Origin of the sequence: Nostoc sp. FACHB-280 (assembly GCF_014697615.1) — a bacterium.
In the GTDB taxonomy this organism is placed as follows: Bacteria; Cyanobacteriota; Cyanobacteriia; order Cyanobacteriales; family Nostocaceae; genus Nostoc_B.
In genome coordinates, this window is sequence record NZ_JACJSD010000048.1 from 45,316 (window position 1) to 58,413 (window position 13,098).

Consider the following 13,098-nt stretch of genomic DNA (forward strand, 5'->3'; position numbering starts at 1 on the left):
TTGATATATTTTTTAAAATTTAGTTACATAAAAACCTCCCTTGTTCAGAGAGGTGAAGTAATCGAAATACCATGAAAGGAAAATTAATTAACGATAATCTGGGGTTTGAATATTCCGCAGACGGGCAGCATCACGCATATTATAATCAGCGCGAGTAAAGCGATTTAATTGCTGTTCAAAAAACTCACGATTGGCTTGCAAGTGTTTAGGATTAGGGTCATCTAAGGGATATAAAAGCGCAGTTCTCAATGCTTGAATGACCGCAGAAGTAACGTTATACATTGAGCGTTGGAAACTAATACCCAACTGAATCAACATATCATCTTCACCACGGCAATGTTGTTTGTAATAATCAACAAGATATTGTGGTAAGAAGTGCAACATATCTTGCATCAATAATGTTGGTGGAATACCAGCAGTACCTACAGGAAATACATCGGCGTAGAGAATGCCGTAGTGGAAATCTTTTTGATCATCTGGGACTTGTCCGGCTTGGGCGTTGTAAGATTTTGTGCCTCTAAAGGGGGCGGTGCGGTAGAATACAGCTTCTACGTAGGGTAATGCTGCTTCGTATAGCCAGGTGAAGCCTTTAGATTTGGGGATAATTTCGTAGCATTCGCCACGGATATAAACATGATGGTAAATGGGACGACCTGCGATCGCAAATATGCCATTGACCAAAAAGTTCATTGCATCAGGTACGCCCTTAAACCCGCCTTCGTCGTAGATGTCGGACATTTCAAAGAATACCGGGGCCATGACTTCCCAGAATAAGCCGAGGTTAGAGTAGTATGACATCTGGCGGCACTGTTCCAAAAACATCTCAGGAAAAAGTTTGTACAGTCCCAGCATTACGGGGTTGCCTTGGAAGTAGGCTTTAATTGCCCTGTCGGCGTTGGCTTTGTATTCCTCGGAGTCGAGATACGCATCAAATTGATTGACTGGCGCATACATGTGTCTATGCCAAAGCATTGCCCGCATACAAGCTTCCGCAAATTCCATATTGATGCGATCGTGGAATAAGTGATGCAATAATTTTGGCATTTTCAAGGTTTCACCCTTTTCCATAAATGCCAAAAGTTCAGGATGGGCTGTTGCTTCACCACGCCAAATTCTTAAATCAGCAGTATCGCCAGCGTAATGATTATGCAGGTCTAAATACTTTTGAGGTAAGAAGTATTTAAAAAAGGCAAATGGCTCTAAAAATACCTGTTCAGCTATATATAATAAATCACGCCAGTAAAAGTCCATCGGTACAGCATAAGCTTTATAAATCCCGATGATTTGCATTAAGTTTTCTGGCGTATCTGGTAACATTGAACCGCCAGCTTCTAAACGATGAATTACTTCCGCAAATTCATGGCGAGAAGGTGGAAGTTTAGTTGTCACAGGTTTTTCTGGAGTTTGTACCATATTGGTTCCTGGATATTAAATGTATTTTTAGACAGTAGAAATATCGGTTGTTTGTAATTGCTGATGTATTTTTAAAGCATGAAAAATACTCAAAACATCATGCGTCCAAACTGGCAATATTAACGTCATCGCAATTTCTTCGATGCTGTAAATAGTTCCGGCAATACAAGTTAGCCATAAAGCTATGCCAGCGTAGTTAAATCCAAACAATGCCACAATGGCAATAAATAATGTAATTCCCCAAAACTTGGCTGAGTAAGTGTGATAGCTGGCGGGTTTGCCATATTTAATTAAGTTAACTATCCACCACACAAGTTGAGCAAAAATCACCATCAATAAAGGAAGGCGATAAGCTATCAAAATATCTCGATATCCCAGCCAAGCACTTAAAAAGATACAACTAAAAAGGCAGGTATCAGCCCAGCTATCAGCTTGTCGCAATTTGGCATTGCTAACACCAAGTCGCCGGGCAATAATGCCATCAAAAATGTCGGAAAGAAAAGCAGCAGTAAAACCCACTAAAAACCAAATACTCGTATCACCATCCCAAGCATCCCACAGGAGGAAGGGTGCTATTAAAAAGCGGAACATTACAAGACCACTTGGTATTAAGGTGAGATTCATATTTTCTCCTGTATGTTTGATGAAGCAGTATTCAAGAGTCAGAGTTTAGAATCACTATCATAACTTCCCAAAATTTAAGATAAACGAACCGCAAAGAACGCAAAGGACACGAAGAAGAAAAAAGAGTTTTAGAGAGTTCTTGAGTCAGTTCTAGTTCTATGCAGTTGACGGAGGAAGTAGAGAGATAATTCTGAATTCTGAATTCTTTCCATTACTTCAACGCAACCTGAGAAATTACGGTTTTTTCCGCAGGAGTAATTGCTGCTACCATTGCCGTGGTTGTGGTCTCACTCCAACGCACTAACCATGTAGGTTGAACTCCCAAAAAGATGATGAGGACTGCCAAAATTAGGGCTGGTACTTTCTCAGACCACAAAACTTTGGGATAGTAGGCTAAATCATTGTCGAGTCTGCCAAAACAGGTGCGGTTCAGCAGGATGACGAAATATACCGCCGTTAAACCACTGGCGACAACACATAATATTGTCGGAATGGGGAAAACAGAGAAACTGCCCTGAAAGACGATAAATTCCGCGATAAATCCTGTTAAACCAGGAATACCCGCACTAGCCATACCACTTAATACGAGTAAGGCACTAATTAAAGGTATGCCACGAATTGGACTCATTAAACCGTTGAGTTTGTCTAACTCGCGTGTGCCGGCTTTGGCTTCAACAACACCTACCAAATGGAAGAGAATGGCGAGGATGATGCCGTGGCTGAACATTTGGGAAACTGCACCAACTAAGGCGAGGGAGGTACTAGCGGCACTGGCCAGCAACACATAACCCATGTGACCGATAGAACTGTATGCTACCATCCGCTTGATATCTTTTTGGGCGATCGCTACTACTGCCCCATATATCGCGCTAATTGCCCCCCAAATTGCCAAGGTTGGGGCAACAGTACTCCAAGCGTTGGGGAACATCCCCATGCCAAACCGCAATAAACCGTAGGTTCCCAGCTTTGCTAATACACCACCTAACAAAATGGCGATGGGTGCAGAGGCTTCCACATAAGCATCAGGTAGCCAAGTGTGGAAGGGAACTAGAGGAATTTTGATGCCAAAACCAAGGATAATTCCTGCTAGTAACAGCAGTTGCAGTCCAGCAGACAGGGTTTGAGTGGAAACAGCATCGAAGGCAAAGCTGGTGGAACCTGTTAGCCACACCATACCTAAAAAGGTGGCTAAAATTAATGCGCCGGAAACCGCAGTGTAAATTAAAAATTTAATTCCAGCGTAAGCCCGTTTTTCACCGCCCCAAATTGAAATTAATAAATAAAAGGGAATTAATTCTAATTCGTAGAACAGGAAAAACAACAGTAAGTTTTCTGCCAAAAAAGCACCAGCAACGCCGCCACTTACTAACAAAATCATTGAGTAAAATAAGCGGGGTCGTTCTGTATCTTTGCTGCTACTGTAAATAGCAATCCAAGTCAGGAGGCTATTTAAAATCAACATTAATATTGATAGACCGTCCACCCCTAATTGATAACTTAAACCGAGGGTTTCGTTCCAAGGTAGATATTCTTGAAACTGCATTCCTGGATTAGTTAAATCAAATTTAAACAGGATGAACAAATTCCATAGCAGGATTAAACCGGATAAGGTGAGGGATACCAAGCGCAAGCGATTTGGTTGGATGGCATTATTAGGCCAAAACCCAATAATTACGGAAGCGATAATTGGTGCCCAAATTAAAACACTTAGCATGGGAGTTTTTAACCGCCGATGAACGCAGATGAACGCAGATGATTAACTAGTTAAAACATTAACTCTAGAAACTGTACGCCCCAGTATGGCCATGTCACCCAAGCGCCTAAAAGACCAATGCCTAAGAGGACTGTGAAGGCGTAAGTTTGGGTTTGTCCAGAGGTGCTATATTTCAAGCCTTCGCCACCGAGGAGGGAGAACAAACCAACAAAGTTAACAATGCCATCTACTACGAAGCGGTCAACCATATCAGCAAATTTTGCCAGTTGGGCAACGCTGAAAATGATGGTTAGGCGGTAGAGTTTGGGGGTGTAAAAGTCGTAAGCTAACAAGTCTTGCAAACCTTTCCAAGGTAGGCGGACTGGTTTGGGAATGTTGCCGAGATAAATTACGCCACCGACGCTACAACCAAAAATACTTGACCAAATTAGTAGAAGTGCGACATCTTTATTAAGGTTTGCCCAGTCGGGTAAGAGTGATAAGCTTTGCAACACTAAAGGTAAATGGAGGACAAATCCGAATAAAATCACCATTGGCAATACCATCGGCCAGTGAACTTCAGGCGATCGCTCACTCATTTGCTTCGCTTTACCACCAAAAATCAAGCCAAATTCTCTAGCTAAACTAACGGCTGTCAATGCGTTAACTGCTATAACTATCCCAACTAGCCAAGGCTGAGTTTCCCATAAACCATCGGCTAATTCCATCAATGCCCAGAAACTACCAAGGGGTGGGAAACCGATTAATCCTAATGTGCCGATAATAAATGCTAAACCAGAGATAGGACGGCGTGACCATAGACCACCTAGTTGGGTGATATCTTGGCTGATGCTATTCCAAATCACGCCACCAGTACTCATTACTAACAGTGCCGCAGATAAGGCATGGGTAAGTACTAATAACAGTGCAGCATCATCTTGCTGTGTGCCTACAGCGATGAACACTAAGCCCATGTAAGCACTCACAGAATAAGATTGGCAGCGTTTCACGTCAATTTGCGCGATCGCAATTAAAGATGCACCAATAGCTGTCACTGACCCAATCGCTACCATCACGGTAGAAACTAGGGGTGATAAAGTTAATACGGGTTGCAGTTTAATCAGTACCCATGCACCACTGGCTACAACTACCGAGTTCCGCAAAATTGTACTGGGAACAGGGCCTTCCATCGCCTCATCTAACCACAAGTGCAGGGGGAATTGGGCGCATTTACCCATCGGCCCGGCAATTAAGGCTAAACCTACTAAGGTAATTACTGTAGGGTCAACTTCCGCAGTTTTCGCCCATACAGCCAGTTCGTTGTAATCCCAGGTTCCCGCCAGAGGCCATAAACCTAAAACCCCAATCAGCAGAAACAAGTCTCCTACCCGTTTGGTTAAGAAAGCGTCTCTCGCACCTGTTACCACCAAGGGTTGGCTAAACCATAAGCCTACTAACAAGTAAGTTCCCAAGGTGAGGACTTCTAGGATTACATAACTAAAGAACAAGTTATTACATAAGGCTAGGGCGCACAATCCCGCTTCAAACAAACCTAATAAAGAATAGAAGCGTCCCCAACCCCAATCCATTTCCATGTAACCAATAGCATAAATTTGTGCTAACAAATTTAAACCAGTGATGACAACTAATGCGCCTACACTAATTGACGAAATTTCGACAGCAATGGTCAAGTCTAAACCTGCTGTTGATAGCCAATGAATAAATACTTCTTGGGGAGGATGATTCCAAGTTGCTTGTAAGGCGATCGCACTATGGACAAACGCCAAAAATGTCATTACTAAATTTACATAACCTGCTGGCCTTGGCCCAGTTTTGCGGATGATCCCCGGCGACCAAGGTACGGCTAAAAGCCCACCAATTAAGGCATATAAAGGAACTAGCCAAACAGTCTCTAGTAGAAACTGAGCCATGAAAATACCCCTAGATTTAAACAGAAATTAGTGTTTTGGCATCAAATTGCTTTGATCCCGCCACTATGCACTATTCAAAAACGCAAGTTTATATTTGCTTAATTTTGTTAGATTAAGCTTACCGTTATCTGAGGCAAAAGGGAATTAGTCGATTAGATAAATCAGCGATAATTACTCTAATTAATTCTTATATATCTATGGATTGAATTAACCAATATTATCTATCGATTAATATCTATGGTTTATCCATAGAGAAATCAATATAGTAATCATTATTCATATCGTGGGATCTGTCTGGTCTAGGTATGAAGACACACAGAACCAATAAGTAACGCTTTCACATATTTTTCAAACTTCAGACTTCTTTTCGCAAATTCGCAAACCCATAATAATTAAGTCCCGTTCGACCCCATCTAGTTCTGCTACTTGCGGTAAATATCCCCAACGTTGAAAACCCAGTGTTTCAAACAGCTTGAGGCTGGGGTGATTATGAGCAAAGATAAAACCTAAGAGCGTTTTTAAACCTAAATTGGGGCTTTCTGAAATTGCGAGGCTTAGGAGTCGTCTTCCCAAACCGCAATGATGAAAAGCTGGGGCGATATAAATACTAATTTCGGCAGTAGCTTGATACGCTGGGCGACCGTAAAATGATTGGAAACTCAGCCACCCAGCAATTTTACCATCCTGTTCGATTACCCACAAAGGGCGAAAATGAGGCGATCGCCCATGAAACCAAGTGCGGCGACTTTCCACAGATACAGGTTCTAAATCAGCAGTAGCGAGACGGCTAGGAATTGCCGCATTATAAATAGCTACGATCGCAGGTAAATCAGCTTCAGTCGCATGGCGGATAGTCATCGCTACCGTGTCGGAAAGGATATTGTAGAAAATATTCAAAAATCATACAGTGTTCATCGAAAGAATTCTATGCCTGATGTAGTACTAGTGGGTGGTGGTCATAGTCATGCGATCGCACTCAAAATGTTTGGTATGAAACCACTACCAGGAGTACGTTTAACTTTAATTACCCCAACATCAGACACACCTTATTCAGGAATGTTACCCGGACACATTGCTGGATTATATAGTTATGATGAGTGCCACATTAATTTGTCACGATTAGCTGACTTTGCCCATACACATTTATATATAGACCAAGCCATTGGTTTAGATTTAGAAAATCGTCAAGTAATTTGCGCTAACCGTCCGCCAGTAAATTTTGATGTACTGTCTATTGACATTGGCAGTACTCCAGCGACAATCTCTGTACCAGGTGCAGCCGAATATGCTATTGCAGCTAAACCAGTAGCAAAACTCCTAGATTGTTGGTATGAACTGCTGCAAAGCTTTCACGAAAATCCTCAGCAGCAACTCAAAATAGCAATTGTCGGTGGTGGTGTGGGTGGCGTAGAATTAGCACTCGCAATGCAAGCACACTTACAGCAAATCTTGATTGCGAACCAGCAAACATTTCAAAATCTGGAAATTCATTTATTTCAACGCCATCAGAAAATTTTGCCGCATAATCATCACTCAGTGCAGCGTCAGGTAAAACAAGTTTTGACCCGTCGAGGTGTTCAGCTGCATCTAGGCGAGTCTGTCTCTCAGATTACGCAGATAAATGAAAAATTATTTGCAGTCAAATCTAAATCGGGGTTAGTGGTAGAGTGTCATAAAGTTTTTTGGGTAACACAAGCCTCAGCACCAGACTGGTTAAAAACTACCGGACTCGGAACTGATGCACAAGGCTTTATTTTAGTTAATGACACCTTGCAATCTCAAACCCATCCGCAGGTATTTGCTGCTGGTGATATTGCCACAATGCTAAATCATCCCCGTCCTAAAGCTGGTGTGTTTGCAGTACGTCAGGGTAAGCCGTTATTTGAGAACTTGCAACGAATGATTTTAGGCAAACCATTCAAACCTTATATCCCACAGCAACAATATCTAAGTTTAATTGGGACAGGCGACAAAAGAGCGATCGCTACCAAAGGCGCATTCACCTTACCTCCCCACCCTTTAATATGGTGCTGGAAAGATTGGATTGACTGCCGCTTTATGCAAAGTTTGAGTGTGTAAGCGCAACACAGAGTACGATATTATGAACTATAACTTTCTCGTTGAAATCAACAGTTAGCAAAATCATCTGCTTTTTATATCTGCATTCTTAAAAAAATGTATTGATCAACACTTTGAATAGTTACATTTGCATGGTCAAATGAAAATGATTTAATAACTAACTTTTTGAAATTTCTCATCACTGCATAAATATTTCTAATGAACACTGCCTTTATTCGTACCACAGCATTACTACCCATTTTCGCTTTATTTTTCACTGCTTGTAGTGGCTCTACCACTAGCACAAATCCAGCAAATAATAACAATGCAACTCCACAAACATCCACAGTTATTCCTATAGGGATTGCTGTAGCCCAAACAAGTAATGTTGCTTTACTGGGACAAGAACAAGTTGCTGGCGCGAAAATTGCCGAGAAATATTTTAATGATCAAGGTGGAATTAATGGCACACCCATTAAATTAGTCTTTCAAGATACTGCTGGTGATGAAGCTGGTACAATTAACGCCTTTCAAGCATTAATTAATAAAGATAAAGTAGTGGGAATTGTTGGCCCGACTTTATCACAACAAGCCTTTAGTGCTGACCCCATTGCCGAACGGGCTAAAATTCCTGTACTTGCACCCTCAAATACAGCCAAAGGTATTCCAGAAATAGGTGATTACATTGCGCGTGTTTCGGCACCAGTTTCTGTAGTTGCACCAAATTCAATTAAAGCTGCACTCAAGATAAATCCTAACATTAAAAAAGTTGCCGTTTTCTTCGCGCAAAATGACGCATTTAGCAAATCAGAGACCGAAATTTTTCAGCAAACAGTTAAAGAACAGAATTTAGAATTAGTTACAGTCCAAAAATTCCAAACTAGCGATACAGACTTTCAAAGTCAAGCCACCAATGCAATTAACCTGAAACCAGACTTAGTAATTATTTCTGGTTTAGCTGCTGATGGTGGAAACTTAGTCAGACAACTAAGAGAATTAGGTTATAAAGGCTTAATCGTTGGTGGTAATGGTCTGAATACATCTAATATTTTCCCAGTTTGTAAGGCACTTTGTGATGGTGTATTAATTGCTCAAGCATACAGTCCAGAACATCCTGGCGAAATTAATACTAAATTTCGTCAAGCTTATGTAGACCAATTTAAAAAAGAACCACCACAATTTAGCGCCCAAGCATTTGCAGCAGTTCAGGTATATGTAGAAGCTCTAAAATCCTTAGATCAAAAGAGCAAAGTCAACAAGTTAGAATTACCAGCATTGCGAACTGAATTGAACAAACAGCTACTGACTGGTAAATACAATACACCCCTCGGAGAAATTGGTTTTACACCCATAGGAGAAGTAGTACAACAAGACTTTTACGTAGCTCAAATCAAAATGGAATCCGATGGTAGTAAAGGTAAATTTACATTTTTGAAATAGTAGCTACATGGATATTAGTCTGTTTTTTCAGCAATTGTTAAATGGGTTATCTATTGGCAGTGTCTACGCGATTTTTGCTTTAGGATATACTCTGGTTTATTCTATTTTAGGCATCATTAATTTAGCTCATGGTGCAATTTTTACCCTTGGTGCGTATTTCACCTACGCACTCATGGGTGGAACTTTTGGATTTAACGGTTTACTGGCGAATTTGACTCTAACTTTGCAATTACCATTTGCCATATCCTTAATTATTGGTAGTAGCATAGCTGGATTGGTGGGAGTTGCAATGGAACGTATAGCTTTCCTACCTTTGCGCCGTCAAGGATCTGATCCTTTATTAACTGTTGTTTCTAGTTTGGGTGTAGCAGTTGTAATTGTTAACTTAATTCAGTACTTAGTAGGCGCAGAAAGTTATACATATCCCGCTAATACCTTTGGTAATTTACCACCTGCAATTAACTTCGGCACTGTTGAGAAACCAATTCCTATTCGCAGTGTGCAGATATTAATTTTTGTAGTGTCAATCGTAATTGTGGCAATTCTTACCTATTTTATTAATCGAACTAAATATGGTAAGGCTATGCAAGCGATCGCCGAAGATGCAACCACAGCTAGTTTACTAGGAATTAACAGCGATCGCTTTATCGTTTTGACATTTTTTATCAGCAGCTTCTTAGCCGGATTAGCCGGAACATTGGTAGCTTCTAGCGTGAGTATTGCAGGGCCATACTTTGGAATCGCCTTTGGTTTGCGGGGGTTAGCCGTGATCGTCTTAGGTGGTTTGGGTAGTATTCCTGGTGCAGTTTTAGGAGGATTACTCATCGGCTTAGTAGAAGCTTTTGTCCCCGCCGAATACTCTGGTTACAAAGATGCTGTAGCATTTGGAATATTGTTTATCATGCTGTTAGTTAGACCTCAAGGTTTACTTGGTCGGCGGTTCGTTCAGAAAGTCTAATAAATTCTGCATTCTGGCAATTTATGGCTGAATTTTTTTCAACTTATGGTTCACTAATTGTCTCGATGGTGCTAGGAGCATTATTAGGACTTTCTTTGTACTTACCTTTAATGACTGGACAATTATCTTTAGCCAGTCCAGGATTTTATGCTTTAGGTGGATATATTGCAGCGATTTTATCCACAAAAGTATTTACATCTAGTAGTAATCTATTTCCCCTACATTTACTTTTATTGGAAATGTTAATCGCTGGTTTAGTGTCTGGGATACTAGGTTTATTAGTAGGTATTCCAGCATTAAGATTACGGGGAATCTATTTAGCGATCGCCACCATTGCTTTTGTTGAAGTTCTGCGAGTTCTTTCCTTAAATTTAGACATTACAGGCGGTGCTGTTGGGATTTTTGGTATACCCCAACCCTTCCAAACTCAAATCGAATATCTCTGGATTGCTTTACCGTTACTTTTAATCAGTATGGTATTGTTTTATCGCTTAGAAAGAGTCAGAGTTGGTAGAGCATTTACAGCCATCCGCGAAGATGAATTAGCCGCCGGTGCAATGGGAATTAACCCCACATACTACAAAGTCTTAGCCTTTACTTTAGGGGCAATTCTAGCTGGTATTGTAGGTGCAATTAGCGCCCATTTTCTCAACACCTGGAATGCGCGTCAAGGTACTTTTGATGCCAGTATTATTTACCTAACTTTTGTCTTAATTGGTGGTTCCAGAACTTTTTTAGGTTCAGTTGTAGGTGGTATGGTATTTACAGCCCTACCAGAAATTTTACGCGGTATCGCCGACTCTGGTATTTTTCCTGCTTGGTTAGGTTGGTTAGCCCAATTCCTCCGAGATGGTAGATTAATTATTTTTGGTTTACTTATAGTCATAGGTACTATTTTCTTTCCTCAAGGTTTAGTTACGCCTGAAATTTTTAAAATGGGTAAAGTCAGAAAATAATTCAAATCTAAATATGTCTGAAATTAATGCCTCAGATAACAGTAAAGTTATATTAGAAGCTAACTCACTAACTCGCCGCTTTGGTGGTTTAGTTGCGGTAAATAATGTCTCTTTTAAAGTTAAACAATATGAAATTTTTGGCTTAATTGGCCCTAATGGTGCAGGAAAAACAACTTTATTTAATTTAATTACAGCCCTGATTCCACCTTCTGAGGGTGGATTGATTTATCAAGGTCAAGAAATTGCTCAACTGCGACCCCATCAAATTGCAGCTTTAGGTATTGCGAGAACCTTTCAAAATATTCGCTTATTTGGCGAATTATCAGCCTTAGAAAATGTTATAATTGGTCGGCATTTGCATACTAAAAGTAATATGATTACAGGAGTTTTGGGACTACCACCCGCTCCTACTGAAGAAAATCAAAGTAAGCAAAAAGCTTTAGAATTATTAGAATTAGTTGGGTTGAGCGATCACACAGCAGAAAAAGCTAAAAATTTCGCTTACGGTGATCAACGTCGTTTAGAAATTGCCCGTGCTTTAGCCTTAGAACCACAAATCTTGCTTTTAGACGAACCAGCAGCCGGGATGAACCCCAGTGAAAAACAGCAACTGAGCGAATTTATCCGCAATATCCGCGATCGCTTCAACTTAACCATTATTCTGATTGAACACCACGTACCATTAGTCATGGGTTTGTGCGATCGGATTGCTGTCTTAGATTTTGGTCAATTAATTGCTTTGGGTGAACCCTCTGTAGTCAGAAATAATCCAGCAGTCATCGAGGCTTATTTAGGAAATGAATAACATTAGTTGGCATAGCCACCCAACTCAGTTACTTGAATTGAGGTGACTAAGAGTTGCCAAAAACTAAATATAGAGTTTTGCAGATGGAACAACTCACACTGCTGTTTTCTTCAACAAAGGATAACCCAACTTCTCTCGCTGTTCTACATATAGTTGTGCGACTTTTCGCGCCAAATGACGAATCCTCGCAATATAGCGAGTTCTTTCCGTTACAGAAATGACTCCTCTCGCATCCAGCAAATTGAAAGTGTGTGAACACTTCATCACATAATCCAAGCCTGGTAAGACTAAACCACGTTCCGTTAACTGATTAGCTTCCTGTTCATACAAATTAAACAGTGTGAGCAACATCTCAGGGTTTGATGCTTCAAAGTTGTAAGTACTCTGCTCAATCTCATTTTGCAAGAAAACATCCCCATAAGTAATGTCATCTGTCCATTGAAGCTTGACAATTGCTTCCACTTGCTGGAGATACATCGCTAACCGCTCTAATCCATAAGTAATTTCAATTGATACAGGCTTACAGTCTATACCGCCGCATTGTTGGAAGTATGTAAATTGAGTAATTTCCATTCCATCCAACCAGACTTCCCAGCCAGTTCCCCAAGCACCTACCGTTGCATCTTCCCAATTATCTTCCACAAACCGAACATCATGGTCTTCAGGACGAATACCCAAAGCCCTCAAAGAATCAAGATAAATCTCTTGAATATTATCTGGTGACGGCTTAATTAAAACTTGGTACTGATAATAATGTTGGAAACGGTTAGGGTTTTCGCCATAACGGCCATCTGTAGGACGGCGACATGGCTCAACATAAGCCACAGCCCAAGGTTCTGGCCCCAACGCCCTTAAAAATGTATGGGGATTTTTAGTACCAGCCCCCTTCTCAATGTCATAAGGCTGGGCAATCAAACAACCGCGATCGCTCCAAAATTGATGCAGTGTGGCTATTACTGACTGAAAATTCACGCTCTACCCTCCCTTACTCTGCACAGTGCATTCACTATTGTGGACTAGAAAGCATATCAGTAGAGAGTTACAGCCGAAGAAAAAATATTTTTTGAGAAAGAGGTTGACACGAAGCGGTAGGTTAGATATATTGGATAAGTGCCTGAGAGAGGGGGCGCTGCAAAGCGAAGCTCGCTCGAAGGGAACCGAACCATGAAAAGATTATAGTTTGAAAGCAATAATAGCACAAGTAGCCTGCGTCAAGTAAA

General features: G+C 40.9%; 11 protein-coding genes. 5 read left to right on the top strand and 6 right to left on the bottom strand.

Annotation, left to right across the window (positions count from 1 at the left end):
- Positions 1–87: 87 nt before the first annotated feature.
- The 5 genes from H6G75_RS26685 to H6G75_RS26705 form a co-directional block, all read right to left on the bottom strand.
- Positions 88–1,413 (bottom strand): CO2 hydration protein, encoded by a 1,326-nt coding sequence (locus H6G75_RS26685; RefSeq protein WP_190982927.1) that lies wholly within the window; start codon positions 1,411–1,413, stop codon positions 88–90.
- A 27-nt stretch (positions 1,414–1,440) separates the two neighbouring features.
- Entirely contained in the window at positions 1,441–2,037 is a 597-nt protein-coding gene (locus H6G75_RS26690) for a CDP-alcohol phosphatidyltransferase family protein (protein ID WP_190982928.1), read from the bottom strand.
- A gap of 211 nt (positions 2,038–2,248) precedes the next feature.
- On the bottom strand, positions 2,249–3,751 hold the full coding sequence (locus tag H6G75_RS26695) for an NADH-quinone oxidoreductase subunit M (RefSeq protein WP_190982929.1): 1,503 nt from the start codon (positions 3,749–3,751) through the stop codon (positions 2,249–2,251).
- A gap of 50 nt (positions 3,752–3,801) precedes the next feature.
- Positions 3,802–5,661, bottom strand: coding sequence for an NAD(P)H-quinone oxidoreductase subunit F (locus H6G75_RS26700; RefSeq protein ID WP_190982930.1), 1,860 nt, complete (start codon positions 5,659–5,661; stop codon positions 3,802–3,804).
- Positions 5,662–6,009: 348 nt separating this feature from the next.
- Complete coding sequence (locus tag H6G75_RS26705; RefSeq protein WP_190982931.1) at positions 6,010–6,519, bottom strand: GNAT family N-acetyltransferase; 510 nt, start codon at positions 6,517–6,519, stop codon at positions 6,010–6,012.
- Positions 6,520–6,588: 69 nt separating this feature from the next.
- On the opposite strand from H6G75_RS26705, the gene H6G75_RS26710 reads away from it, so the two are divergent.
- From H6G75_RS26710 to H6G75_RS26730, 5 genes are all read left to right on the top strand, one after another.
- Positions 6,589–7,740: an FAD-dependent oxidoreductase gene (locus tag H6G75_RS26710; RefSeq protein WP_190982932.1), complete on the top strand. Its 1,152-nt coding sequence runs from the start codon at positions 6,589–6,591 to the stop codon at positions 7,738–7,740.
- Positions 7,741–7,938: 198 nt separating this feature from the next.
- Positions 7,939–9,159 carry an ABC transporter substrate-binding protein gene (locus H6G75_RS26715; protein WP_190982933.1) on the top strand — a complete coding sequence of 407 codons (1,221 nt, stop codon included), beginning with the start codon at positions 7,939–7,941 and terminating at the stop codon, positions 9,157–9,159.
- Between the two features lie 7 nt (positions 9,160–9,166).
- Positions 9,167–10,117 carry a branched-chain amino acid ABC transporter permease gene (locus tag H6G75_RS26720; RefSeq protein WP_190982934.1) on the top strand — a complete coding sequence of 317 codons (951 nt, stop codon included), beginning with the start codon at positions 9,167–9,169 and terminating at the stop codon, positions 10,115–10,117.
- 23 nt (positions 10,118–10,140) lie between these two features.
- Positions 10,141–11,073, top strand: coding sequence for a branched-chain amino acid ABC transporter permease (locus H6G75_RS26725; RefSeq protein ID WP_190982935.1), 933 nt, complete (start codon positions 10,141–10,143; stop codon positions 11,071–11,073).
- A 13-nt stretch (positions 11,074–11,086) separates the two neighbouring features.
- Positions 11,087–11,878, top strand: a complete 792-nt coding sequence (locus tag H6G75_RS26730; protein WP_190982936.1) for an ABC transporter ATP-binding protein — start codon at positions 11,087–11,089, stop codon at positions 11,876–11,878.
- Between the two features lie 93 nt (positions 11,879–11,971).
- Here H6G75_RS26730 and glyQ read toward each other — a convergent pair whose 3' ends face one another.
- A complete protein-coding gene (gene glyQ, locus H6G75_RS26735; protein WP_190982937.1) occupies positions 11,972–12,850 on the bottom strand; it encodes a glycine--tRNA ligase subunit alpha in 879 nt (292 codons plus the stop codon).
- Between the last annotated feature and the right edge of the window lie 248 nt (positions 12,851–13,098).

Coding starts and splice junctions, on each gene's coding strand:
- H6G75_RS26720 (WP_190982934.1), top strand. CDS start 9,167: ATGGATATTAGTCTGTTTTTTCAGCAATTGTTAAATGGGTTATCTATT.
- H6G75_RS26700 (WP_190982930.1), bottom strand. CDS start 5,661: ATGGCTCAGTTTCTACTAGAGACTGTTTGGCTAGTTCCTTTATATGCC.
- H6G75_RS26685 (WP_190982927.1), bottom strand. CDS start 1,413: ATGGTACAAACTCCAGAAAAACCTGTGACAACTAAACTTCCACCTTCT.
- H6G75_RS26710 (WP_190982932.1), top strand. CDS start 6,589: ATGCCTGATGTAGTACTAGTGGGTGGTGGTCATAGTCATGCGATCGCA.
- H6G75_RS26730 (WP_190982936.1), top strand. CDS start 11,087: ATGTCTGAAATTAATGCCTCAGATAACAGTAAAGTTATATTAGAAGCT.
- H6G75_RS26715 (WP_190982933.1), top strand. CDS start 7,939: ATGAACACTGCCTTTATTCGTACCACAGCATTACTACCCATTTTCGCT.
- H6G75_RS26725 (WP_190982935.1), top strand. CDS start 10,141: ATGGCTGAATTTTTTTCAACTTATGGTTCACTAATTGTCTCGATGGTG.
- H6G75_RS26695 (WP_190982929.1), bottom strand. CDS start 3,751: ATGCTAAGTGTTTTAATTTGGGCACCAATTATCGCTTCCGTAATTATT.
- H6G75_RS26690 (WP_190982928.1), bottom strand. CDS start 2,037: ATGAATCTCACCTTAATACCAAGTGGTCTTGTAATGTTCCGCTTTTTA.
- H6G75_RS26705 (WP_190982931.1), bottom strand. CDS start 6,519: ATGACTATCCGCCATGCGACTGAAGCTGATTTACCTGCGATCGTAGCT.